Origin of the sequence: Butyrivibrio sp. TB (genome assembly GCF_900110805.1) — a bacterium.
Lineage (GTDB): Bacteria > Bacillota > Clostridia > Lachnospirales > Lachnospiraceae > Butyrivibrio > Butyrivibrio fibrisolvens_C.
Genome location: NZ_FOER01000014.1, coordinates 99,173 through 123,090 on the forward strand (window position 1 = coordinate 99,173; position 23,918 = coordinate 123,090).

The 23,918-nt window shown below is 36.2% G+C and carries 22 protein-coding genes and 1 pseudogene; 3 read left to right on the forward strand and 20 right to left on the reverse strand.

Annotated elements, in window-relative coordinates; all coding sequences use genetic code 11:
• Positions 1 to 25: 25 nt before the first annotated feature.
• The 18 genes from BMX21_RS10810 to BMX21_RS10895 form a co-directional block, all read right to left on the reverse strand.
• Positions 26 to 1,246 carry a glycosyltransferase family protein gene (locus BMX21_RS10810; RefSeq protein ID WP_092044160.1) on the reverse strand — a complete coding sequence of 407 codons (1,221 nt, stop codon included), beginning with the start codon at positions 1,244 to 1,246 and terminating at the stop codon, positions 26 to 28.
• Between the two features lie 169 nt (positions 1,247 to 1,415).
• Positions 1,416 to 2,285: a glycosyltransferase gene (locus BMX21_RS10815; protein ID WP_177174007.1), complete on the reverse strand. Its 870-nt coding sequence runs from the start codon at positions 2,283 to 2,285 to the stop codon at positions 1,416 to 1,418.
• Between the two features lie 49 nt (positions 2,286 to 2,334).
• Entirely contained in the window at positions 2,335 to 2,946 is a 612-nt protein-coding gene (locus BMX21_RS10820; RefSeq protein WP_092044166.1) for a methyltransferase domain-containing protein, read from the reverse strand.
• A 2-nt stretch (positions 2,947 to 2,948) separates the two neighbouring features.
• Complete coding sequence (locus BMX21_RS10825) at positions 2,949 to 4,112, reverse strand: hypothetical protein (RefSeq protein ID WP_092044168.1); 1,164 nt, start codon at positions 4,110 to 4,112, stop codon at positions 2,949 to 2,951.
• Entirely contained in the window at positions 4,113 to 5,984 is a 1,872-nt protein-coding gene (locus tag BMX21_RS10830; RefSeq protein WP_092044171.1) for a sulfatase-like hydrolase/transferase, read from the reverse strand.
• On the reverse strand, positions 5,981 to 6,601 hold the full coding sequence (locus BMX21_RS10835; RefSeq protein ID WP_092044174.1) for a PIG-L deacetylase family protein: 621 nt from the start codon (positions 6,599 to 6,601) through the stop codon (positions 5,981 to 5,983). Before BMX21_RS10835 ends, BMX21_RS10830 begins: the two co-directional genes overlap by 4 nt.
• A gap of 14 nt (positions 6,602 to 6,615) precedes the next feature.
• Complete coding sequence (locus BMX21_RS10840) at positions 6,616 to 7,074, reverse strand: hypothetical protein (protein ID WP_092044177.1); 459 nt, start codon at positions 7,072 to 7,074, stop codon at positions 6,616 to 6,618.
• A gap of 20 nt (positions 7,075 to 7,094) precedes the next feature.
• Positions 7,095 to 8,114, reverse strand: a complete 1,020-nt coding sequence (locus tag BMX21_RS10845) for a hypothetical protein (RefSeq protein ID WP_092044180.1) — start codon at positions 8,112 to 8,114, stop codon at positions 7,095 to 7,097.
• Between the two features lie 14 nt (positions 8,115 to 8,128).
• Entirely contained in the window at positions 8,129 to 8,638 is a 510-nt protein-coding gene (locus BMX21_RS10850; RefSeq protein WP_092044183.1) for an adenylyl-sulfate kinase, read from the reverse strand.
• Between the two features lie 80 nt (positions 8,639 to 8,718).
• Positions 8,719 to 9,822, reverse strand: a complete 1,104-nt coding sequence (locus tag BMX21_RS10855) for a polysaccharide deacetylase family protein (protein ID WP_177174008.1) — start codon at positions 9,820 to 9,822, stop codon at positions 8,719 to 8,721.
• A gap of 164 nt (positions 9,823 to 9,986) precedes the next feature.
• Positions 9,987 to 10,943 carry a class I SAM-dependent methyltransferase gene (locus BMX21_RS10860; RefSeq protein WP_092044187.1) on the reverse strand — a complete coding sequence of 319 codons (957 nt, stop codon included), beginning with the start codon at positions 10,941 to 10,943 and terminating at the stop codon, positions 9,987 to 9,989.
• A gap of 1 nt (position 10,944) precedes the next feature.
• On the reverse strand, positions 10,945 to 12,054 hold the full coding sequence (gene aepY, locus BMX21_RS10865) for a phosphonopyruvate decarboxylase (protein WP_092044189.1): 1,110 nt from the start codon (positions 12,052 to 12,054) through the stop codon (positions 10,945 to 10,947).
• Positions 12,055 to 13,134: a phosphonoacetaldehyde reductase gene (locus BMX21_RS10870; protein WP_092044192.1), complete on the reverse strand. Its 1,080-nt coding sequence runs from the start codon at positions 13,132 to 13,134 to the stop codon at positions 12,055 to 12,057.
• A complete protein-coding gene (aepX, locus tag BMX21_RS10875; RefSeq protein WP_092044195.1) occupies positions 13,124 to 15,133 on the reverse strand; it encodes a phosphoenolpyruvate mutase in 2,010 nt (669 codons plus the stop codon). The genes BMX21_RS10870 and aepX overlap by 11 nt, the downstream gene beginning before the upstream one ends.
• A gap of 382 nt (positions 15,134 to 15,515) precedes the next feature.
• A complete protein-coding gene (locus tag BMX21_RS10880; protein ID WP_092044197.1) occupies positions 15,516 to 17,393 on the reverse strand; it encodes an AAA family ATPase in 1,878 nt (625 codons plus the stop codon).
• 211 nt (positions 17,394 to 17,604) lie between these two features.
• Positions 17,605 to 18,258 carry a ribulose-phosphate 3-epimerase gene (locus tag BMX21_RS10885; protein WP_034489868.1) on the reverse strand — a complete coding sequence of 218 codons (654 nt, stop codon included), beginning with the start codon at positions 18,256 to 18,258 and terminating at the stop codon, positions 17,605 to 17,607.
• Between the two features lie 24 nt (positions 18,259 to 18,282).
• A complete protein-coding gene (locus tag BMX21_RS10890) occupies positions 18,283 to 18,642 on the reverse strand; it encodes a hypothetical protein (RefSeq protein ID WP_092044200.1) in 360 nt (119 codons plus the stop codon).
• A gap of 61 nt (positions 18,643 to 18,703) precedes the next feature.
• Positions 18,704 to 19,720: a LicD family protein gene (locus tag BMX21_RS10895; RefSeq protein WP_177174009.1), complete on the reverse strand. Its 1,017-nt coding sequence runs from the start codon at positions 19,718 to 19,720 to the stop codon at positions 18,704 to 18,706.
• Positions 19,721 to 20,118: 398 nt separating this feature from the next.
• Between BMX21_RS10895 and BMX21_RS10900 the strand changes: the two genes are divergently transcribed.
• Positions 20,119 to 21,093, forward strand: coding sequence for a DUF6492 family protein (locus BMX21_RS10900; RefSeq protein WP_092044206.1), 975 nt, complete (start codon positions 20,119 to 20,121; stop codon positions 21,091 to 21,093).
• Positions 21,094 to 21,096: 3 nt separating this feature from the next.
• On the forward strand, positions 21,097 to 22,314 hold the full coding sequence (locus BMX21_RS10905) for a CgeB family protein (RefSeq protein WP_092044208.1): 1,218 nt from the start codon (positions 21,097 to 21,099) through the stop codon (positions 22,312 to 22,314).
• 19 nt (positions 22,315 to 22,333) lie between these two features.
• Here BMX21_RS10905 and BMX21_RS10910 read toward each other — a convergent pair whose 3' ends face one another.
• Entirely contained in the window at positions 22,334 to 23,029 is a 696-nt protein-coding gene (locus BMX21_RS10910; RefSeq protein WP_092044210.1) for an acylneuraminate cytidylyltransferase family protein, read from the reverse strand.
• A 78-nt stretch (positions 23,030 to 23,107) separates the two neighbouring features.
• Positions 23,108 to 23,608: an AAA family ATPase gene (locus tag BMX21_RS10915; protein WP_092044213.1), complete on the reverse strand. Its 501-nt coding sequence runs from the start codon at positions 23,606 to 23,608 to the stop codon at positions 23,108 to 23,110.
• A gap of 115 nt (positions 23,609 to 23,723) precedes the next feature.
• Here BMX21_RS10915 and BMX21_RS10920 point away from each other — a divergent pair.
• Positions 23,724 to 23,918: pseudogene (locus BMX21_RS10920) on the forward strand (gamma-mobile-trio recombinase GmtY); the annotation flags it as partial.

Consider the following 23,918-nt stretch of genomic DNA (forward strand, 5'->3'; position numbering starts at 1 on the left):
TATTACGTGTTAACTTATAGGGAATCTAAAACAATGTGTCTACTGTAATAAGCTTATCCCTTGTTCTAGAATCGACAAGTCTTGAAATTCTCTCAATATCATATCCCGGAACAACTAATACCCCATCTATTTCATCAATCATTGAAGATACTTCATTCGGACATATTATTTTTATATTTTCATACAACTGCGCATCAGGACTTGATTCTATTATTGCATCAATTTGACACTTACCGACTGCTGCCACAACCCTTTTTCCAACATCCCCCAATCCCCAGATGCAAATACGTTTTAAGCCACGATCTCTTAACAGATCAGACAGGTTTTTCCCCTGTTCCGTAGCATCATGCCACATAATCATTACATTTTTATAATATCTTTCGCGAACAACAGGATCTGTCCATGGATAGTAATTTGCAAAGACTCGCTCATAATCATCAACAACCTTTACTTCATCAGGAAGAAGAATGTTTGCTTTTCCTTTGCTCAACAAATTTAAAGATGGATTCTCACTACCAGAATGTCTTCCAGTACCATCAAATCCAATATTATCTATAAACGAATAATATGGCGCCAAACATAGCCCTTTGTGCTTCATGACAGATAATGCCCAAAAAGCAGCCCATGTATCATAGACTCCATTTATGTCTCCATATAGTGTGGGTTCTATATCTTGCCCCCACAATTTATACCATTTTTTCAAATCACTATTTTTTTTGATTTTTCCCAGCAACCTATAGTCTCGTTCAAAGATCTTCCATTTATTTTTCCAAGTTGCCCATCCACACGAATTAATCCTCCCAATAAAATATGCATCATAACCATTTGGGGGGACATCGACCGGTTCTGAAGAGGCCCCTATGCAAAACACATTAGATTCCGCTTTGTATTTTTCTAGCGCAGTTATCATATATTCCATAAATAGCCTATGCGGAACGCAGTCATCTTCTAACACAATTAAAGAATCATATTTTTTAAAAACTTCGTTGACTCCATATATGACAGAATCTGCTAATCCCCAGTTCTCTTCATGAGATTCAACGGCACAATCACACCAAGTAATGTTTCTAATAATCCTCTCAACTTCATTCCAATCATTTAGATTCGTCGATTCTTTCTTCCCGTCATGAAAGACATACAAGAACGAAGGCTTAACGCTATTATTCTTTAATCCATTCAAAACTGCCTCCGTATGCCTGGGTCTATTGTATGTAAAAAGAATCGTTGCGACTTTTGTCTCACACATAGCGATAACTCTCCTATTATGTAAAGCACATAATCCAAGTACTTACAATACTTCTCTTGACCTTCATACCAACAATATGCAAAAATATCAGCTTTATGCCTTCCAAAGTCTTTTCTGCATATTCTGGACAATTATTCGAGAATAATTTGGTAATTACATACAGACCTAATCATAACAATGCTCCAAATTCCTCTCTCATTCGATCTAGGTTTCTATCGTTTCCACCTTCGTAAATGTTATAATCCGCCAAACACTCCTTTTGTGAATCCCAATAAAATAGACACTCATTATCAATAGTCCCTGTCCAGTATATCTTTATATCTGCTAATCTGGCCATATAATTCAACCATATATCATCTGTTGTTTCGCATAACCGCATCATTTTAGTTATATCAAATGTGATGTCCGGCAACAGCCAGCTTGGAAACAATGTTCCACCACCTGTTGTAAAAAAAATATCTTTCCCATCAACATTTTTGTCTTTATAAAGCCCAATACTCTTCCATCGCCCATAACTCATAGTATCATTATTTAAAGTTCTGATTACATTTGCCCTACTACAAATTATACCCTCTGGATATTGCGAATAAGTACGCAACAGATTCTCTATCATGTTCTCAGAATAAACAATGTCATCATCAACAGTAATACAAAAATCGTTTCGGTAGTTTTTCATAGTGTAATAATACTTTTTGTGAGATTTTAAATTTTCACAGTACTCAATTTCAACTCCTTTTTTTGTGTATTTTAATACGCTTTTTGGAAGAGTTTTGCCATCAAATTCTTCTTTAGCCAAATATATAATTATTCTATCCGGCAAATGAGATTGTCGCATAAGGCTTTCCAATGTAACCCATAATACATTTATCCTACTCGGAATACTTGTTAAGCTGACAATAATCTTAGGATGCGTGCCATCCTGTTTTTTTAGCCGTTTAAAGATATAAAATGGTTGTGTAATATAATAGAATATGCAAACAAATCTGCCGATAGCTCTCTTATAATTGTCCCAATCAATAATATGTGTTTCTGAAATCAATGTTTCAATTTCCTTATTTATGTATAAGAGTCTATTAATCATTTGTTATTTATGTCTGTATCCTTTCGTAAAAGAAAAAATCACACCATGAAGTGGTATCCGGATCTGATTGCTCTGTTCTTTTGAAGTCATTTTCAATAATTTTTAATTTCCTATAATTCGGAAAATGCCTGGATACATAATTACTATGCTCTCTGTACTTTACATGAGACGCCATCGAAGATTCTAACTCTCCATCAAATGAATATATAGCTACATACCTTTCGCTACTATTAAACAAATTAAACATGTAGTTATCAAACATTTCATCTTCAATTAAATGATATAAAACATCCATTGAAAGCGATAATTCACCCATCTCAGGACTATGCACCTTCTCCCCATCATACTTGATAAATTGTCTATTGGGAATCTTGATTTTTGATGAGCAAATCTCTATCGCCGTCTTAGACACATCATAGCCTACATATTTTTCAACAGTAAACATTTTGCAATTATTCCCATCACCGCATCCCCACTCAACTATCGATGAAACATTATGATTGTAACAAAAATCATTTATAATTCTTGCCTTAAATTGAGCCAGCCTTCCATAACTGCCACTTCCACTATTGTCACCACTTGAGTAACGTTTTTCCCAATACTCTCGGCTATCGAACATATTTACCTCCAATCCTCCCTATAATCTCTTTCTGGTGGTATACCGTATATCACCAATTCCGAAGACCTTGATATGTCCCTAGCACTTGACTCATATTTTCGTATCTTAATAACGTAATCGTTAGCTATTTCAGAGATTTGCTTTGGGAGAATAATCAAGTCTGACGCTCTATGGTATGCGCTAATTGCTATTACTGGTCTATCCCTTCGAATAATCACAGTTAATGCCTTAAGTAAATCCTCTTCAGCGCCTTCGATATCCGCATTAATCAAAGTGATTTTTTCATTTCCAGCAAGATATCTATCGAAATCCGTATTATCATTAATCATTTCATTTATTGGCACCACTTTTTTAGCACATTGCTCCGGCAAAAGACGCAAATTGCTTTTAAGCTCTCTAAATACATCAGCATTTCCTTCATACGCCAGGATTTTTTTTGCAGACAATCCATTTTGGAAAAACCAAAAAATGCTATCCCCAATATTTGCTCCGCAATTAAGCCACACTTCATCGTCCTTATGCGAGTATATATATTCAATTCTTTCATTATCATAGCCAAAAAAATACTTTAATCGTCCATCTATGCTTATGTTATGATACACCCCATACTCAGTATATCTTCTGATATACTCAATCATAGTCTCTCGTGATATTTCATCAACTAGCCTTTCAAAAGTGTTAAGCAACAGTTCCTCATGTGCCTTGTAATACTCATCTCTACCGCATTCTGTCCAATCATTGTTATAAGTATTTATATTTAAACGCTCTGTATCCTTTATGACATAGAAGTTTTTGATTCCTGAATTACTGATAGTTTCAAAAATATCTTTAGCCCTAAATCCATCAAACCTGTGAATATTAATTAGCAAAAACGTATTATCAGGATCTTCTATCTTGTTTATTTCATCAATATTACTTACATTGATTCCATAAATCTTTTTTCCAATTTTATCTGAATCACGATCAAATATTGAATCAATAGCAATTCCCAACCACTTAAGATAGTTTAATAAAGCAATAGTATCATTACGACATCCATAAATATACACATCCCAACCGTGCATTAGTATAGCTGGAGCTATAATACTTCCTAGTTCCATTTCTTCTACATATTTTTTCTCTCTTCGCTTACTTCGAATTACTTCAATTATCTTTTCCTTATCCATCTATGCCTCTTTATCGTCTATTTTATTAGAAGGAATTGAATATATTTTTTCTAAATAGTCTTTTGCTTCTTTATACTTTGGCGCTGTAAAAATTGAATAATCTATCGGTCCAACAAGTTCTTTGAATTTTTTTAAATAATCTGCATACTCATTATCGGCTATCCTATTATTTTTTTCATTTCCATCTACATATAGTTCTTCTAGCCCATCAGCATATCTTAAGTATTTAAAATGACCAGTTATTATCCCTTTCGCTAACATTGCAAATTTAAAGTCATCTGCTTCTTTTATCTTTCTCAAGCCTTCTTTTGAATAAAATGGCATCGATTGGATTTTTACATACGTTTTCTCTGAAACCAGCCATTTCTTCTCAATTATGCTAGTTACAATTTCTATAAATTGAACTAATGAAAATAAGCCGCCAACTCTCCTTTTTCCAAAATCCCTATTTTTTATACACATAACGGTATGTAATGAGTTTTCACTCCATCTACCATATACAAACTTCTTATGCTCTTTATTACAATCCTCATCAAACAAAAATACATTCTCTAATTCTTGACCATGATCACTCATTATTATCAAAGTATTATTATCATTAAACCAATCAACATAGAAATCTAGCTGCCTGTTTATGTAATCTATACATTCATAATATCTGGTTTCAAACTCATCAAAAGAAGCCTCCCAGATATTATATAAATCTCTCGTCATATACCCACACCAATGATGCTCATGTGCTTCAAAGCTATGTGACAAATAAAATGTATTCTTATTATTCTGCAAAATATCGATAATAACCTTCCAAATATTCAATGGCAAAATACAATTATCTTTTTCCAACGAATAGGAGCTGATTCCGTCAAAATAGACATTGTTTTTCCCCCACCCAATATATTTAAAGTCATACTGATTTTTAACGAGTTCTTTATACACCACACTGTTATCGCGTGTAATGACATCTATCAAGTATGCCTTGTCATCTAATACATCCTGCCCAGCAAACATCATTTTAAAAGTTGTAGATGTCTGAAGATTTTGGGTATAACACTTTTCAAAGCACACATTGTCATCAGCGAATTTTTTTAAATATGGCATCCTATCCATATCACAATATCTCAACTGATCCAACCAGAGCATAATGATATGATTCTGTGTTTTTTTCGAAAGTTCTAATTTAATTCGTGATAACAAGTCTTCTATTTGTGCCAAGCAGCCATTTAGTTTGTCACCAAATTCCATTTCATACTTCTTAAGAAATTCAATAGCGTATGAAAAATCTCGTATACTCAAATAGCAGCTAATCAACCGTCTAAGGCATAATTCCCTTTTTTTATCATCGCTTTCAATATTATACCCATTCAATATTTTAGTGATTTTGAGATAGAATAATCTCGGATCCGCCTTCTCCCAAAACCCAGCGTCACAATAGATTTCTTCTTCAGCCAAATAATCATATATATCAAAAATCTTGTTTCTATACCCTAGTGATATAAGTTCTTCTGTCATCTCCTTTCGATATTTAAATGATGCAATCACAATATAATCGAAATCAACATTTCTAATCTCCTCTATAGAATAAGTCTTAATACCATTCTTACACCTTTTACAATTGTCAATATCGACTACTCCCACAATTATTCCTAACGAATCTCCAAGAATATCAATTATTTTATCCGTCCCGCACCCTGCCCCACGAAAAAGTATTTTCTTGCCTGCCAGGAACTTGTTATAAATATTTTGAATTGCTTTTTTTACAATTGCTTCCCTTTGGACATAGTTATAAAGCTCCGTATCTTCAAAATTCAAAGCATATTTTTCCTTTATTACAACAATTTCATCATCATACTCGCTAATTAAACTATTCTTCATAAAAACCCTTTTCTATAGCATTCCGCATAAGCAACGTTGTTCATCTGTCCACGCTTGCCATTTAAATCATAAACAGCATTAATATAATCAAACTCCTTTATCTGGCTTTCATATATACCAAGAACATCTACCTTTTTTTCAATAGTATTAGATATATCTATCATATGCGTTGGATTATCAATTGGCGTCCACACCTCATACTGATATATATCAGCTCGTATATGATGAAAAATATGGTGAATCAATAGTTGATAAAATGAAGCTTTATGATCGGGATGATCCTCTTTCCTATTAGGCACAAACACCATATTATATTTTGAGAATCCAAATCCCTGATAACAATCAAACACCTTTTTTAATTCTCTATCTCTAATTCCTTTCGAGGAGTAATCCATCACGTTACACAAATTCATTACTTGCTCGAATTCTCTTTTTCTTATTCTCCTCGTCCTTGATTCACTCCATATCCGATGTCCTTTTGCCCCATCAGTCAAGAGTAATACATCACATTGTCTTCCGTATTGTACTAATATACTTCCACAACCAATTATTTCATCATCAGGATGTGGCGCAATAATCAGAATTCTATCATCAGAATTTATTTCAAGTGTCTTCATGAAAACTAGATCCTCTAATAATCAAATATTATATCTTCTAACGATACTATTTCAGCATCGGTAAAGCTTGATAATTTTTCAAAAATCTGATCATATTCTAGGTAAGGTGTAACTATTATTGCATCTGTAACAGGCATGGTATTATCACATTTTACAATTGTATAGTCAGACCTTGTTGATGATTGATCAATAATATAATCGATCCTTATTTTGTCATGTTCAAGTTCTTCACACAGAAGCATCCCCATCTCTCCATTACCATAAATAGCAACATGCGTAATCCTATGCTTTTTCAAATAATCTCCTATACTTTTCTCTTGATTCCTTTTTTTCATCCAGATTTTCAGCAAATAGAAATAACTATCACTCTTTTTGTTCATACTCATATTATGAACATAACGTTTCCATAGCATTCTAAGAACAATCAATTCAACAACACATAATAAAGCCAACGTAATAATTGCAAAAATCATCATCTCACCTACAACAACCGTTAAACTTCAGTTACAACATCTATAAAATCTGTCAGTGGGAAAATGGATGATTCCAATGTTATTTCGTTACTTTTGATCAAATCTTTCCCATCAGCCAAGAACAACATATTTTTTTTCTCTAATCCATCTTCTAATAAATGATATTGGCAAGAAGCATTCCCTTCATTAGTCCTTTCTACAACCCACATCTTTTCCCCAGCAATATCCACAAAAACGCCGCCTATCTCATCCTCTCCAATTTCTATTTCTTTGCATATATCATTATTTTTATAATCTATACTCACTAAAGCGCCAGCTTTGTATGGAGAAAGAAAAACTTTGCTTCCAACAACACATGCATCTCTAAAAAGAGCATCCAAGTTATTATTATTAACCGTCACAGCATCTAATTCAAAACTAGTACTAGTCCTACTCAACACGTCATATTTTACTGCCATTTTTTCATTGCCAAAAAGCCATAAGCTACCCTCCAAAAAGATTAACGTACTTACTTTCATCCTCAAATCATCGCAATCGAAATATTGAATAAGTTCTTTATCCATGTCGTATGCGTATAAATCGTTTTTATCACCATCATATCCGTAAATAGTATTATTAACTCTGCATCCATTGGATACAACATTAACATCTTTCATACAATCTACTTCTTCAATAACCAACCTTTCCAAATCTAGTTTTTTTACTTTCCCTTTCGTCCACCCCCACATGACAATGCATCGTCCATATTTGAACGCCCCGCTAAACATTGCAGCCGCTCCAATTTCTACGAAAACTAACGCCCTAGTTATATAATTGAATAAACATACTTTGTCTGACCCAAACGGAATGAGGACCAAATACTCACCGTCTTTAACGCAAGTAGAGTACCTAGTCCCACTACCGTTTTCTCTATACAAAAGTTCTGTTGTACCCGTATCGATACTGTAGCAAAAGAGAGCATTATAACAAGTTTCCCAAAAGTAATACTTATTCCCAATCTCAACAACAGAATATGTATTCAAAAAGATTCCATTTCTCATAATTAAAATCACCTTTATAACAACTGTTTTTTTATAATCTCAAATGCTTCTACTGGAGTTATTCTTGAATCGTTTTCTATTACTATATCCGGATTCTGTGGTTCCTCATACTCCAAGTCTATTCCATACACATTTTTAATCTCTCCTCTTAATGCCTTTCTATATAATCCCTTGCTGTCTCTTCTAATCAATTCATCCATTGGCACTTTAAGATAAATCTCATAATAATTCTCAATATTCTCTCTATTCCATTGCCGGTATGCATTCTTCATTCCAATAACAGCAATAATCACGTCTATCCCTTGATCTGTTAGCATCTTGCAAAGCCGCATATTTATATACGATATTTTTTCTCTTCCGCTTTCAGAATAATCCCTGTTTTGATAAACTTCACGTATTTGATCGCCATCTATAAGAACAATATTATCTTGCCTTGTTCGTAAATAATCGTACAATAGTCGACTAATGGTTGTCTTTCCTGCTCCAGAAAGTCCTGTAATCCAATATAATTTTCCTTTGGCCATAAAACAATTCTCCTACTGCAATAGTCAGAACTATTAAAATATTTTGTTTTTACATTGTTCTCTTATTCTTACTGTATAGTTCACCCAATAAAAAGACTCTTCATCATAGGATGCCCTTTTCTATGATCTTCGCCGGTATTCTGTACAACTATTCTCGGAACACAATACTTTGCTTGTGTTCCCAATTTATATCTTTGTCCTACAGCAATTATATTCTTGTATCCCGCCTCCAATGCCAACTCAATCGTAGTTTCATCATAGTCATCAACGCCTCCAAATGGATATGAAAAACAAAAGATTTGATGTCCTATTATCTTCTCCAAAATTCTTTTTGACTCAAATATTTCCCATCTTTGCTCTGCTTCTGTTTGTGATGTTAATCTTGTATGAGTAACAGTATGACCTCCAATAGTGACCCAATTCGATCTATCCAATTGTCTGAGTTCGTCAGCGTCAACTGTCCTGTTCTGCGCTCGAGACTCTCCCTCTACTCTCAGCTCCTCTTTTAAGGCCGAAATAAATTTCCTCCTTTGTTTATAATCTAATGTTAGTATTTTTTCCCTAACTAAATAACAAGCCCTCTTCTTGTTCTCAAACCCATTAAGAGTTAGGACATAATCTTCTAAATGTATTTCCTTATTATCTTCTGTATTGCTGATTAACCCCTCTATTTCATCCCACCAAAACTCGCATTCAGTACCAATGTTTCCGGTCGCAACAAATATTGTGACCGGCACCTGGTATTTCTCTATTATTGGCAATGCATATATATAATTATCGATATAACCATCATCAAATGTTATTGCAATTTGGTTATCATGCCCTCCAAACTCTAATTCATCCAGTGGGACTATATCGTAATGTTTTTTTAAATAAACTATTTGTCGCTCGAACTCTTCAGGCGATACCGCCAATCTCCATATGTCATTTTGAAGATTAAATACCCTGTGGTACAGCAGTACTCTGTTATTTCTATTCAACCCTGCTACTTTTTCATAATCGATACAATTGTCCATTTCATTAATAAGTTCATCATCAATCTCCAAATAGTCATCCCATCGCAGTGCTACCAACTTGTTAATAAGTTCCTGCCTGACCTTGTTGTTCACACATATCAATACCCCAGCTCCATCCCCCTTAATTAGTGTTTCATCAATGCTCATCACCTTTTTGTTTAATACCATCGAGTCTTCTGTTTCCAAACAAGAAATCAAAAATCCATCAATGCAAATGTCATTCAAGTATAAAAATGCGCATACGATTTTGCCATATAGTCCTGCCCCATAGCAGTATATGTTTTTATGTGACCTACAATATTCGATTATCCTTCTCAGTTCGAGACCATACATCATTTCACCGCCACTATTCCTATGACAATTGAATAATCTGGATCGCATTTATCAAGTAACTTGGAATCTATGTCTTCTACAGCTAGACCTTGAATAAAAGCCGTCGCTGCCATACAATTCCCATATAAACGTGTTTCAACTTTATCTCCAAACACTTCCTTGAAAAGTCTAGTAATAGATAATTCTGTAAATCTCCAATAATCCCCCCATCTATCCATATCATATCTTGATATTTGAGAAATATTTCCCGCAACTGTTGCTAATAGAATCCCATCTTTCTTTAGTAAGTCATAACATCCCTGAATTGCTGCCCTTATGTCGTAGATAAAATTTAACGTTTGCGTACAAATAAAAACATCATAAGCTTCACGTTTTATACTTCCTGTTTTTGTGAGATCCATCCCTTTGGAAAAATCCAGGATTTCGTGCTCAGCCTGTCCAAAATACAAATTACTATAACTGTCGTCTCCCACTTCTAGTGTTAATTCTGGATTCTGGTTTTGACACTCCGCCTTAAGAAAGCTCTCTATATAATATCTATCAATCGGCTGTCCTCTATCTAAACCAAACATGTCACTTACAGGCTTTACACTAGTCAAGAAATCATCCGTGGATATCTTATTGATCCTCCTCACCAAAAATTTCAGGTCATCTTCTGACACGCAATAATATTCTATTTGTAACTCTTCTAAGTTTTCAGCAATCTCTGCTTTATATAGTTCTCCAACTGCAACTAATACAATCTCATTCTCTCTTTGCTTATAATTCTTGATTTCTACAACTGGTTTGTAACAAAACAAATTATTTTCTAAGTGCCCATTTGATACCACATAGCATCTAGATTGAACTCCTAGCAACGCCATTAGCTCAGATAGCTTAGTAGCAATATATCCTGTCCCATATATGACAATTGAGTTATTAGCAATGATTTGCAATATAGAATAATCTTCACGCATACTACATCCCATTCATAAATCCATATTTATTTTCTTTTGCAGTAGTTGTCGGTCTTCCCAAATCAGCTCTCGAACCAATACCACAATCAACTTGCAGAAATGGCAGTGAACTGTCCTTTATCTCCAATAGCATTCTATCCAAATCATTAAGATTGTCTGTGGCAAGTACCTTTTTATAACCACTTGCTCTTGCCACATCAACAAAACTTACTGTGTCTGCAACAGTTGGCATCCCGCCGACGGTCTCATGCGATGCATTGTTCAATAGTACATGCACCATGTTATCAGGATGCATATGCCCAACTACTGGTATAGCTCCCATATGCATAAGCAACGCTCCATCGCCATCCAGACACCACACCCTTCTTTCTGGCTTTTGTATTGCTATTCCTAGTGCAATAGATGAAGCATGTCCCATGGATCCAACAGTAAGGAAATCATGTTTATGTGTCATTCCTTTTCTTTCTCTTATCTCAAATAATTCTCGACTAATTTTGCCCGTAGTTGATACGATAAGATCATCTCCAGCAACATCAACAATATTTTCTATTACTTCCTCTCGGTTCAATGTATATTCATTTGAATACTTAACTTTGTTTTCATTAGTTAATGCGCCTTTTGTAATAACAAATGCAACATCCTTACCTGCATTTAATTGCATCTTAAACTTTTCAATTTGCTCAATTAAAGCTTCTTTTGTAGTCTCCTGCGTCACAACACAATACTCAACCCCCATAACTTCTAGGAGTTTTAAAGTAATTTCTCCTTGATATATGTGTTGTGGCTCGTCGTGTACGCCTGGCTGACCACGCCATCCAATAACAAAAATCATAGGTATGGCATACACTTTATCGTTGAGAAGTGAAGCTATGGGGTTTATTGCATTTCCTTCTCCACTATTTTGCATATAAACAACAGGAATCTTACCCGTTGCCAGATGATAACCCGCCGCTATACCAACAGCATTTCCCTCGTTGGCTGCTATTATATGATGGTCATTGTATACGCCATATTTTGAATAAAGTGCATCAACAAAAGTCCTCAACTGTGAATCTGGTACACCACAGAAAAAATCTGAATCTAGTTGTTCCAAGAGCACATTTGCATCCATCTATCTTTCCTCTTGTATTTTCCTGTATAACTCATTCAAGTCTTCCTTTGTTATCTCAACGGGGATATTGTTTAGCCTTTCAATATTTACCCCCTCGACCAACAGGTCTATAGTTTCATCATCAAACTTTGGACACTCTAGATTTAGACCTTTTAACAAAGAGTTAAACTTACAGCACAGAATTGATTTATCATTGCATCCAAAAGCTTGCGCTATTGACCTCAATATATTTTCCAAATGCTCCGGTCCTCTATTGTCTATACACTTAGAAGTATTCTCGGCAACAAACGGAAGAACTACACTCAGGCACAACGCAACCGCGTGTCCATGCGCTATTCCCAACTTAGTTGTCATTCCATAGCTCATAGCATGCGCCGCAGTCGTACGAGCTATATCTATTGCTTTCCCAGAAATATTGGCCGCTATAAGCATTTCGCGATTACCTTCGCTCGTATTATGAAGGTATGCATCCTTGGATCCTATTATCTTTTCTATTGCGCATAATGAAAGCTTTACACTTTCATCTGTTGAGTTAACCGACCATGCTGATTCAATTGCATGACACAATGCATCAAGCATAGTGGATTTACGTTGATATTCAGGCAAAGTATCTAATACTTCCGGCCACAGTATTACCACATCAGGTTTGCTTTGTTCATCCGAAACTGAAGTCTTTATCCCATCTCTATAAACAACCGAAAAATGAGTCGCCTCCGCTCCTGAACCCGCTGTAGTTGGAACGGCAATAAGCAAAGCTTTAGTTGATATCTTAAGGCACTTAGCTACGTCTATTGCGCTCCCACCGCCAACAGCGACTATTGCATCGTAGTGGTCTTTTCTGTACACATTTATCGCCTTTGACACTGATTCACATGTTGGATTGGGTGAAAAATCTGCAAACCTGGCAACCTTTGTAAAATTAGCGTTGGTGAAGAAATCTCGAACCGGTAAACGATCAAAAGAATTACCACATACTAAAAACACTCTATGAATCTCATTCGAATCAAAGAAGTTCATTAGAGATTTGGTATTACTATCTATCTCGATCACATTCTGAGTTTTTACTTTGTCATAACTCATCCGGTATTAGCCTTATTATCTCTTTAAATGGCATACACAGGTCATCGCACTCTTTCGACCTATGATTTTTCAATATGGTCTCAGCAACTTTTTGCATCGCAGGCACTTCAGCTCTGGTAAAGTGATTTGCATAAATTATGATGTTAAAACCTACTGCCTCTAACTGTTCGTCAGTAACTTCATTGAAAGAAGTGGGAACTACCACTAATGGTGTTGCAGTATCTTCTTTACGAAAAGCTTCAGCAAATTCAAAGATTTCTTTGGGATCTTTCTTTCTGCTATGAATCATAATTGCATCTGCCCCAGCATCTCTAAAAGCAAATGCTCTGTTAAGTGCGTCCTCCATACCTTTTTCAAGAATCAGGCTCTCTATTCTTGCACATATCATAAAGTCATCTGTCTTCTGAGCCTTTTTCCCTGTTGCAATCTTCATGCAAAATTCTTCAATAGAACACTGTGTTTGCTCTACCTCATTACCAAAAAGCGAATTTTTCTTAAGTCCCTTTTTATCCTCAATTATCACCATTGAAACGCCCATTCGTTCCAATGTTCGTACTGTATAAGAGAAATGTTCCGGTAAACCACCTGTATCACCGTCAAAAATTATAGGTTTAGTCGTAACCTCACAAATCTCATTTATAGTTTGTAAACGAGATGTCAGATCAACAACCTCTATATCCGGCTTACCTTTTGAAGTTGAATCGCATAAAGAACTGACCCACATGGCGTCAAATTGTCTTATTCCACCATTTTCTTCAACTTTAGTATTTTCAACTAATAATCCTGTTAATCCGTTATGTGCTTCCATTGCAATAACTGAGTTTTTTGATTCAAGCGCTCTGCATAGACGTGCTCTTCTCATATCAGATGTACCGAGCATCTGCCTGGCTCTTTTCTCATATTCTCGATATTGCGGTTTGTCTGAATATGGGTATTCTACAAGTTCTCCACCATAAGTCTGTATTAAGTCAATAACTTCAGTTCTAATATTTTGCTGTATTCCTTGTACCCAATCATCGCCATGTACTACTATTTCAGGTTTGTACTTGACCAAATTTTCCTTATAGCTTAGTTTGTCTTGGCATACTACTCTGTCTACTCCCTGTATATTTTCGAACATTTCTTTGCGTTCCGAATAAGGAAGTAGCGGAAATCGTTTATACTTAGAAATAGCTTCATCAGAAAGAACTCCAATTGTTACTTTTCCAAGTCTTTTTGCTCTCTTTATGATTGACAAGTGCCCGCTATGTACTATATCTGTCGAAAAACACATATATACATTTCTACACGGAAGACTCAACAAAGTATCTTTTATAGCTGCAAGATCTTCAGCATTATCTACTTCTTTACATATGAATCTCTTTATATCTATAGGTTTAATATTTATTTGATCACTACATTCATTGAATGCATCTTCAGCATAGCAACTGGTATTTCCAGCTTCACAAAATTTCTCTATTTCTTTTATCCAAGTTTTTATATCTTTTTTTGCAAGTTTATATAATGGTTGGAGTGCAATAGCTCTATCAAAATCATTAATGCTTATCTTACGAACTCTTCCATCCAATAAAACTGCCTTAAAATCTTTTTCTGGCAAGTCTGATGTCGAACTCACTACCACACAACTATCCTTACTAAATGCCACCTTGTCTAATACAACATTCTCGAAAACAAGATCTCCATGCATCAAAACAATATCATCATCCAACTCTTCTCTTGCCAGATACATTGAATAAATATAGTTGGTTTCAGAATACTTTTCATTGAAAATATATTTAATATCTATTGATAAATTAAGATTATTACAGTAGCTAACTAACTCATCTGATTTGTAACCAGTAGTTATAATTACTTCTTCAATTCCAATCTCAGATAATTGGTGTAGTTGCCTTGATAATATAGTTTCTTTATCATTTAATTGCACTAAACACTTGGGAAGATTATTTGTAATCTCCCCCATCCTTCTTCCCATTCCAGAATTAAGTATTAGTGCTTTCATCGCTACCCTTTCGTATTGAAAAACAAAACTCCCGACATAAGTTCCATACCTTACATCGGGAGTTCTCATTCTTATCAATACCAATTATTTACTTTTAATCAAAATAGAATCCAATTCTATTCCCAACTCTTCATATACCAATCCAATACTTCTTCACCCACGCTGTCACACCATCTTCCGCCCATAATTCATAATCATTGTGAGTTCCAACACTACACAACATCCCTAATGTAAAGCATGAACTTGTCAAAGTTCAGTAGTACTTTGCATTTCATAAATATGAGTATATATTTTATTTTATCACTATTTTAATGTAATTCCAATCATTTTGATACGTTATATAGTGCTGCGATGGCATCAATGCGTATCTTGCACACAGAGATCATCCGATCAAAACCTTTTTACCCTCGAATGCAAACCCGTAATGGAATATCCTATCCTTATTAACACCTCTTGATATCAAAGCCGCATCATAGTTCTTATCTTCAATCTGTTTAAGAGCCTTCTTCACTGTCTCCTTAAGATCCTTTTCATCTTCACAGTCGTGGACCTTAAACTCAATTACATATGCAGGATCACTTTTTTCCTTAGGTTCAAGACACACATCGTACCTGCCAAAGCCGCTCTCTCTATTAGAAGTTATCAGATATTTATCAGCCAGATCCACCATAAGGCCCAAAACAAAGCCGTGATAAAATCTTTCAGGCTCACACCTATTAGACACTCCCTTACCTACATCAAAAACAGAAAACGTATTAAGCGCTATATCATTCATGAATCTATTCATGTACTTAACATCATTTTGTAAAAGTGCCTTGATGAAGTCATTGTATCCGACGTTATCACCTTCAAACCACCTCTTTATCATATCGTCAAACGTATGTTTCACTTCGAGATTTGTAAGGGCCACGCTATATTTCTTTCTGACACCCTGCTCCTGCAATACGTCTACAACTCTTAGATAACCTGCTGCCAATAGTAGGCTAAAAATTCCGGATTCGTTTTTGTCTATCAGATTAAAGACTATTTCATCATCGATTAAAGCTTCAACAGCTTCTCCCTTCAGTAAACTCTCTACGGCAGTCTTAACGTTTGCTCCGCTTTCCTTTATAAGTTTATCAACCAAAGAGTTCTCACTGGTGTTGGCCCAATAATCATCAAGTTTTCCTGAGTCCAGATACTGTGTAACAGACCACGGATTATAAATATCAGCTTTAGATCCTATCCTGAAACCGTCATACCATTTTTTCACATCTGAAAAGGAATCTTCCATATCATAATTACTAAGCGCTTCTCTGACTTCTTTCTCTGTAAATCCAAAATCACTTTCATACCTTGCATTAGTAATGGTATCCACTTTCAGGTTATTAAGATCTGAGAAAATTGATTCTTTACTTATCCTGGTAATACCTGTAAGTATCGCCCTCTCAAGATACCTATTAGTCTTAAATGTAGCATTAAAAAGGTTTCGAACAAACCCAGTCATCTCATTCCAAAAGCCATCGACGTAGGCCTCTTGTATGGGAGTATCGTACTCATCCATAAATATCAGTACTTTCCTCTCATAGTACTTACTGAGCATCTCACACAGAAACCTTATAGCATCAGTAGCTATTGCATCGTTCATGTCATAACTTACCATGTTCCAAAAACTTCTATCCATCTGCGTGATAAAAGGTGCATCAAGAATATGATTATAGTTTCTGTATAATCCCACTATCTGCTGTATGATCTGCTGCCTTGCTGTTTCAAAAGACGTTCCCTTTACAGAAGCAAAACTCAGAAATATGACAGGATACTGATTTGCCAGTTTTTGATACTCTCTATGTTTCCATATATCAAGGTTTTTGAACAGGTTCACTCCATCCTGATATTTATTAGAAAAAAAATGTTCCATCATACTGAGATTAAGAGTCTTACCAAATCTTCTGGGTCTTGTAATAAGTGTGACCACATCACCGCTTTCCCACCAACTCTTAATAAACTCAGTTTTATCTACATAAAAATAATTGTTCTCTATTATCGCAGCAAAGTCCTGATTGCCGATAGATATCTCACTTCGTGTATCTGCCCGTGCGAAAGAAACCGAAAGTGCATCTTCCAGCGCATCAATAGTTGATTTTCGAGGCGAATCAACTTTACCCCCCAGTACTTTTTGTACTGTACTAAGCGGAAGTCCTGATCTCTCGGCAATTTGCTCGTATGTTAAATTAAGTTCTTTTTTTCTATTTTGTAGATTATTGATGTTGGAATATTTCATAAGAAAGTCTCCTTCTGATTGCAATTATAGCATATAAAATAGCAATATTGCTATTTTAGACTTTCAAAATTGCAATATTGCTATTTTTAACACCTGAAATTGCAATATTACTCCTAATGAGTGGCTCAAAGGAGCCCAGAAAGATTTTAAAGAGAACAGAGCTTCTCTTCTATGGCCAGCTTGTAAAATAGTTTGCTTCATGTATATTGCTTTACGCAAGTGCCCTGACTTCTTTGATCAGTTCTGTGTAAGACTTATCATGCCCGAATAGAAGAGATGTTCCAAGGACAAATCCATCTATTCCACAATGAGCATATTTTTTAACTCTTTCCGCAGTGCATGCGCCATCCCAATAAAGCTTGAAGTTCATCTCAGCTTTGAGCTCCTCAAACTTGGGAATCTTTTCTCCAACGTATGGAAGAAACATCTGACCGGCGTTGCCTGGATTTACGCTCATTACAAGAACTTTATCTACTATTCTGAGCATCTCATATACGGTTTCAACACTGGTTCCGGGGTTTACTGCTATCCCCGGGATCATCCTGGCACTCATTATCTTCTGTAGGGTTGTGGATACGTGATATTCGGCCTCAGGATGGATGTATACTGTATCTCCCGGGCGCATCACTTCAAGAAAAAGGTCTATGGTATGATTTGGATGTTCTACCATGAGGTGTACATCCAACGGCTTCCTGGTCAATCTTGCAATAAATTTGAGGTCATTTAAGGACATGGCAAAGTTAGGGACATAATGCCCATCCATTATGTCGATATGGAAAGAATCTATGCCCGCTTCTTCCAGCGCCCTGACTTCTCTTTCAAGATTACTGAAATCTGCACACATCATCGAAGCCATCAGTTCCATAATATGCCTCCAATAGAAAACCTTTTATACATCAATATTTTGGATCATTACAGGCTTTTTGCTCTCCTGCATATAATAAACCGCATCAGAATAATCTCCATAATATGCGTCGCAGGAATCTGCAAGTGCCTTAAGGTCACTAGTTTCATCAAACTCTCCAAAGCTGCCGTTCTTAAAATCTTCAATGATCTTCTGATACTGGTCCATAAGCTCAAAGTTGTTGAGCTTCATATATTCTTCGCACTTTTCATATGGATGCCAGATAACCCTTATCTTGTCTGAATTTGAGGAAAAGATCTCAAGGTTTCTTTGAATCTTATCCAGGGCAGCTTCTTTTTTAGATAAAAGAGGTAATACGTCGGTATAGTATAATATTCTTTTCATCATAACCTCACAGTACAAGTAAAACGAATAGCTAATGGAGTCTGTATTATTTCAACCTCATTCACATGGCTCCTATCATCTCAAAATACTCTTTCTGGCTCTTATAAAACGGATAGTCATGAACCTGAGTTCCCCTTACCGGCAGGTACCAGTTAGGGCCATAGTTGTGCGTCAGCCACTCATCGTAGTTCCTGACACCAAGAACGCTCATAGTCTCGAAGGGATACCATAGGGTATCCTCATACCATTCTTTTTTACGCCAGGACGGGATGTCATCAGTGGCAATGTAGGGATAATACGAAACAGTATCTGATTCACTTTCATCAAAAAGCTGAGCCAGGGCCTCGCACAGCCTACAAAGCTGATTACGGATAGGACCCTTTTCACTTAGAACAAATGAATTACCGACGTATCTTTTTAGTATATCGGCTAGTTGTGTTATTCCAGTTAGGAATTCACGCTTATTCTCTATAGGGATATTATCTGCATTAGCAAGATCAAGAAGGCATATATTGTTCTCAATTGTAGTATTGATCTGATCATCATATATATTCTCAAGATCTATGCACATATACAGCATCTTGTAGGCAAGCTGGTATATGAGCTTTTGCATTTTGGCATTGCCGGGATCTCTGGAAACATAGTCAAGGGGATAGATATCAAGTCCAACTACATATGGACAGCCGTAGAATTCGTCCATGCGCTCCTTGCTATAGGTAAGCTTTCCGCCAAGATTGTTAGTAGCCAGTGCTTTAAAGGTGTGGAACATATTAGAAGAATAAATGCTCTGAATCCTGATAGATGGAGGAAGTTCGTCTGCATGCTCTAAAAGATAGTTAAAATCAGGTCTTAGCATACATACATCAATATCATCATCCCAGGGGATAAAGCCCTTATGACGGACAGCACCAAGAAGTGTTCCGTATTCTGCGAAACACCTGAGATCATTTTTTTTACAAAATTCCATGAGCATATCAAGGACTTTCATCTCTGACGCCCAGGCACGCTTCATCTCTTCAGGAACAAGAAAGCCATGTCTGACTTCATCTTTAAAAAAGCTCTCCGGGATTTCCAACACGTATGACATCCTCCTTGTCTGGAGGATTCCTGAGGATGGCTGCCTATAAATGATTTTCTAGTCATGAAAATTATTTAAAATTCAAGGCATGATATCTGGAGATTTATATTTCAGGGTCCGAAACTCGCTTTGCTCAAACATGCGGACCCTAAGCAGAATATAAATCTCCATCTATCAAGCTCTTGAATTTAATACAATTTTCAAAGACCAGAAAATCATTTATAGGCAGCCATCCTCAGGAATCTTCAAGATACTAGTAATATTTAATAGGTGTGAAGCTTCAATACTAACCCACAACACACTTTTGTACGTATATTAGTTATCTCTTTTTCGATGCTTATGCTATTATTATATCATGAGGTAAGTAATTATTTCATATGATATTAGAGGTTATTGCCATGGCTGATAAAATTATTTATGACGCGATCATAGTTCAAACCCCTGATGATTTTAAGAGAATGACAGGTCATCATGAAAGAATGTGCCGACTTCTTCCTGCTGACAGAGTTTTCTTCGTAGGAAGAAGTGAGATTGCTGACCTTCTTGCAAACGAAAGGGAAAACTATCCGGAAGATAGCGCCATTAAAAAGGCAGGATTTATAAACGAGAATGATATACTTCCATTTGACGCTGTACACGAGATAGTCTGCGAGATAGTAAAACGCGACATGGGCGGCCAGGTACCAGGGCGCAATATTACAGGCTGGTATTATCAGCAGTTCATCAAATGGGCTTATTCTAATATTTCTGACAATAAATATTATCTTGTATGGGATGGAGACACCATCCCATGCAGGGAATTTTCTATGTTTTCAGATGATGATCATCCATTTTTTGATACCAAGCACGAATACCATAAACCTTATTTTGATACTATAAGTAAAATATTGCCGGAACTCTCTAAATGTATCGACAGATCTTTTATCTCAGAACATATGATCATGGACTGCGATCTTGTAAAAGAGCTTACAAGCAGGATTGAAGCAAACGAAGGCATTAACGGTTCATCTTTTTGGGAAAAGGTTCTTTGGAGCCTATCTGCATCTGAGCTTATGGATTCGGGCTTTAGTGAGTTCGAAACTTATGGCACATATGTTATGTCGCACCATAAGGATGCTTATATTTTGAGAAGCTATAATTCTATGAGATATGGCGCTATGTTTTTTGACAAAGACAAGATCAGCGACAGGGATTTTGACTGGCTTTCCAAAGATTTTTACGCAATATCTTTTGAAAAAAATCAGGCTATAAGACCTGATACCAACAACATCTTCAACAATCCAAGGTATCAGGAGAAACTCTCTGCAAGGCAGATAATGGAGATGGTCCAGGAAGATTATAAGAATGATGAGTATAGGGAAGTGTGGGACTAATATATGAAAATTCTATTCTATAGGTATAACAGTATATGTGAACCCAGTATTATAGGAGCTCTTTCAAGCTTTAATATTGATGTGCACGAGATCATGGAGGATAAAAGCGGGAGCACGGAAAGCGCCAAAAACAATCTCGAACGCGTGCAGTCCGCTATAGAATCGATTAAGCCTGATGCTGTATTTAGCATCAATTTCTTCCCTATGCTCGCAAAGCTGTGCCATATCTATGGTCTTATATACATAGCTCAGAGTGTTGACTGCCCTGTCATGGAGCTTTTTGATAAGTCCATGCAATTTGATACCAACAGGATTTTCCTTTTTGACAAAGCTCAGTATATGATGCTGCGGCCATATAATCCGGGCAGTATCTTCTATCTTCCGCTTGGAAGCGATCCTGAATATGTATCCAAGGCGATTAAACAAGGCGATTCTCGCCCTGACCTTAACCCTCCTGGCATCGCCATGGTTGGTTCTCTATATTCTGAAAAAAATCCTTACAGTGAAATAAAAGACAAGCTCCTCCCACATACGAGAGGCTATATTGACGGCCTTGTTGAAAGTCAAAAGGCTGTATATGGTTATAATTTCATCGAAAAAACTCTCCCGCAAAATATTGCTGAAGAGATTCATGAGCAAAATCCTATGTTTACAGGAAGATATGAAGATAACTGTATTATGGACGTATCAAAGTTAAGGCGCTTTACAGCTGCCCACTACTTTATAGAATATGAGCTTGCGCAAAAAGAAAGGTTTGAAACCTTATCTGATCTGTCGAGAAGCTTTAAAACAGATCTATATACCAATTCTGATACCAGAGAACTTACTAACTGCGTTAAAGAAATAGGTAGTAGTAATCTTACTATTCATGAAGGTGTCAAGACTCTGACCCAGATGCCGATTGTATTTAATAATGCAAAAATAAACCTTAACATTACGCTACGGGCTATCGAAACAGGGCTTCCCCTTCGCATATTTGATATCTGCGCAGCTGGCGGATTTCTTCTTACTAATTATCAGGAAGAACTTTCTGAATACTTCGAGATTGGTAAGGAAGCAGAATATTATGGAAGTAGAGATGAACTTATGGATAAGTGCGCATACTATCTTACTCACGAAAATGAAAGAACACGCATCGCACAGGCAGGCCTTGAAAGAATCCAAAAACAACACACCTGGAGACACAGAGTAGCGCAGATCATAACAAGTATCTGGGAATGACAAGATCGATCAATGGCTATCATCCTAAGATTCCCTCTTCTATAAGAAGCTGAGCGATCTTAAAGTCAAAATCCGTATCGATATCTACAGATCTTGTTCCGTCCATGATATAAGCATAACAATCGCTTGCATATATATCACCATCTTTCAAAAATTCATCAACCTTTGAAAGATATATGGCGCCGTTTAATCTATAGCATTTAGGCAGATCCTGACGCCTTGTGTTCTTGTACTCTTCTATGAAAAAATCCTGCATAGACATAGACTCAGGAAGAGTGTTGCAGGTATATGGTGAATCCTCTGTTTCGCATACAGATACTATGGTTCTGGCATTCTTATCCAGCATCTGATCAAAAGACCCTTTTATATCATCAGCACTTCTAAGAGGGGATGTTGGCTGTAATAGGGTGAAGGTATCAAAGTTTTGCCCAAGTTCCTGATACTTAAGAATTACTTCTCTTACAGCATCCCAGGATGATGAAGTATCGGAAGATGCTTCTGCACTTCGCAGAAAAGGTACCTTTGCACCAAAACTTCTTGCAATATCGGCATACTTCTCTGAATCTGTAGATACCATAACTTCATCATACACACCTGAACTTATTGCAGCTTCTATAGACCATGCAATAAGAGGCTTACCGCTAAGCATTTTTATATTTTTATCAGGAAGTCCTTTAGATCCGCTTCTTGCGGGGATGATCGCAATGTTCTTCATGAGCATATACCTTCTTTAATCAGACATTTTCCAACTTATAGCACTGCTTCAACCAACATCCTGTTTCCTATTTCTTCTTCACTCCCGCACATCCCAATCTGTTAGCATATTTCCTGAACCTGCTGAAGAATCCGGAACAAACGCAGGCATCAAACTCTCAATAAAACCATACTTCACCTCTTCATTTGGAAAAGACAACGTATATTCTTGTCCAACTTTATCATAATCCACAATCGTGAGATATCCTGTCTGGTACAGAAGTGGAACCGGGTCCACCCCCTCGCCGGTATAATCCTTCAGCATCCCTTCACTTGCATATAGCGTATAATCTGTAAGTTTACGAACATCAAAACTTGCATTTTTTATTTTTTTGATAAGGAATGTCGGAGTACCGGTTTCAAACCAATATGAACCAAATTCCCTGTCAGAAAAAGCATTAAGTAAACTATATGGATTATATACTCCAACTCCATCCGGGAAGAATCTATAACCATCATATGTCTGTTTCAGTTTCTGTATACAATCATCAAAAGAAAGACTCTGCTCCTTGGTTATATAAGGTAATAATTTTATAATCAAACTATGTATAAAGGTACTATATTATCAAGATATAGTACCTTTTTTATATACACATATTGAATAGTATATGGTATTATAAATAATATGTTAATCAATCTATATGGATGGATAAGAGATGAATTATGTAAAGGTATACACAAAGACATACAGAGATAATTCAGCAAGATACATAGAGCTGCCATCTCTTTTGATAGAGCAAGATGGAGAGACACAGATATTTGGACAGCTACTGCGCTATCAGATCAAGTATAGCCATAAGAGCAGGACTTGGCATAACAAGCTCATACAGGCTGTTGGGTTGTTATTTGAT

Excerpts from the sequence above, each read along its gene's own strand:
- BMX21_RS10810 (WP_092044160.1), bottom strand. The coding sequence starts at position 1,246 with ATGTGTGAGACAAAAGTCGCAACGATTCTTTTTACATACAATAGACCC.
- BMX21_RS10820 (WP_092044166.1), bottom strand. The coding sequence starts at position 2,946 with ATGTTCGATAGCCGAGAGTATTGGGAAAAACGTTACTCAAGTGGTGAC.
- BMX21_RS10825 (WP_092044168.1), bottom strand. The coding sequence starts at position 4,112 with ATGGATAAGGAAAAGATAATTGAAGTAATTCGAAGTAAGCGAAGAGAG.
- BMX21_RS10830 (WP_092044171.1), bottom strand. The coding sequence starts at position 5,984 with ATGAAGAATAGTTTAATTAGCGAGTATGATGATGAAATTGTTGTAATA.
- BMX21_RS10835 (WP_092044174.1), bottom strand. The coding sequence starts at position 6,601 with ATGAAGACACTTGAAATAAATTCTGATGATAGAATTCTGATTATTGCG.
- BMX21_RS10840 (WP_092044177.1), bottom strand. The coding sequence starts at position 7,074 with ATGATTTTTGCAATTATTACGTTGGCTTTATTATGTGTTGTTGAATTG.
- BMX21_RS10845 (WP_092044180.1), bottom strand. The coding sequence starts at position 8,114 with ATGAGAAATGGAATCTTTTTGAATACATATTCTGTTGTTGAGATTGGG.
- BMX21_RS10850 (WP_092044183.1), bottom strand. The coding sequence starts at position 8,638 with ATGGCCAAAGGAAAATTATATTGGATTACAGGACTTTCTGGAGCAGGA.
- BMX21_RS10855 (WP_177174008.1), bottom strand. The coding sequence starts at position 9,822 with ATGGTATTAAACAAAAAGGTGATGAGCATTGATGAAACACTAATTAAG.
- BMX21_RS10860 (WP_092044187.1), bottom strand. The coding sequence starts at position 10,943 with ATGCGTGAAGATTATTCTATATTGCAAATCATTGCTAATAACTCAATT.
- aepY (WP_092044189.1), bottom strand. The coding sequence starts at position 12,054 with ATGGATGCAAATGTGCTCTTGGAACAACTAGATTCAGATTTTTTCTGT.
- BMX21_RS10870 (WP_092044192.1), bottom strand. The coding sequence starts at position 13,134 with ATGAGTTATGACAAAGTAAAAACTCAGAATGTGATCGAGATAGATAGT.
- aepX (WP_092044195.1), bottom strand. The coding sequence starts at position 15,133 with ATGAAAGCACTAATACTTAATTCTGGAATGGGAAGAAGGATGGGGGAG.
- BMX21_RS10880 (WP_092044197.1), bottom strand. The coding sequence starts at position 17,393 with ATGAAATATTCCAACATCAATAATCTACAAAATAGAAAAAAAGAACTT.
- BMX21_RS10885 (WP_034489868.1), bottom strand. The coding sequence starts at position 18,258 with ATGGAACTGATGGCTTCGATGATGTGTGCAGATTTCAGTAATCTTGAA.
- BMX21_RS10890 (WP_092044200.1), bottom strand. The coding sequence starts at position 18,642 with ATGAAAAGAATATTATACTATACCGACGTATTACCTCTTTTATCTAAA.
- BMX21_RS10900 (WP_092044206.1), top strand. The coding sequence starts at position 20,119 with ATGGCTGATAAAATTATTTATGACGCGATCATAGTTCAAACCCCTGAT.
- BMX21_RS10905 (WP_092044208.1), top strand. The coding sequence starts at position 21,097 with ATGAAAATTCTATTCTATAGGTATAACAGTATATGTGAACCCAGTATT.
- BMX21_RS10910 (WP_092044210.1), bottom strand. The coding sequence starts at position 23,029 with ATGAAGAACATTGCGATCATCCCCGCAAGAAGCGGATCTAAAGGACTT.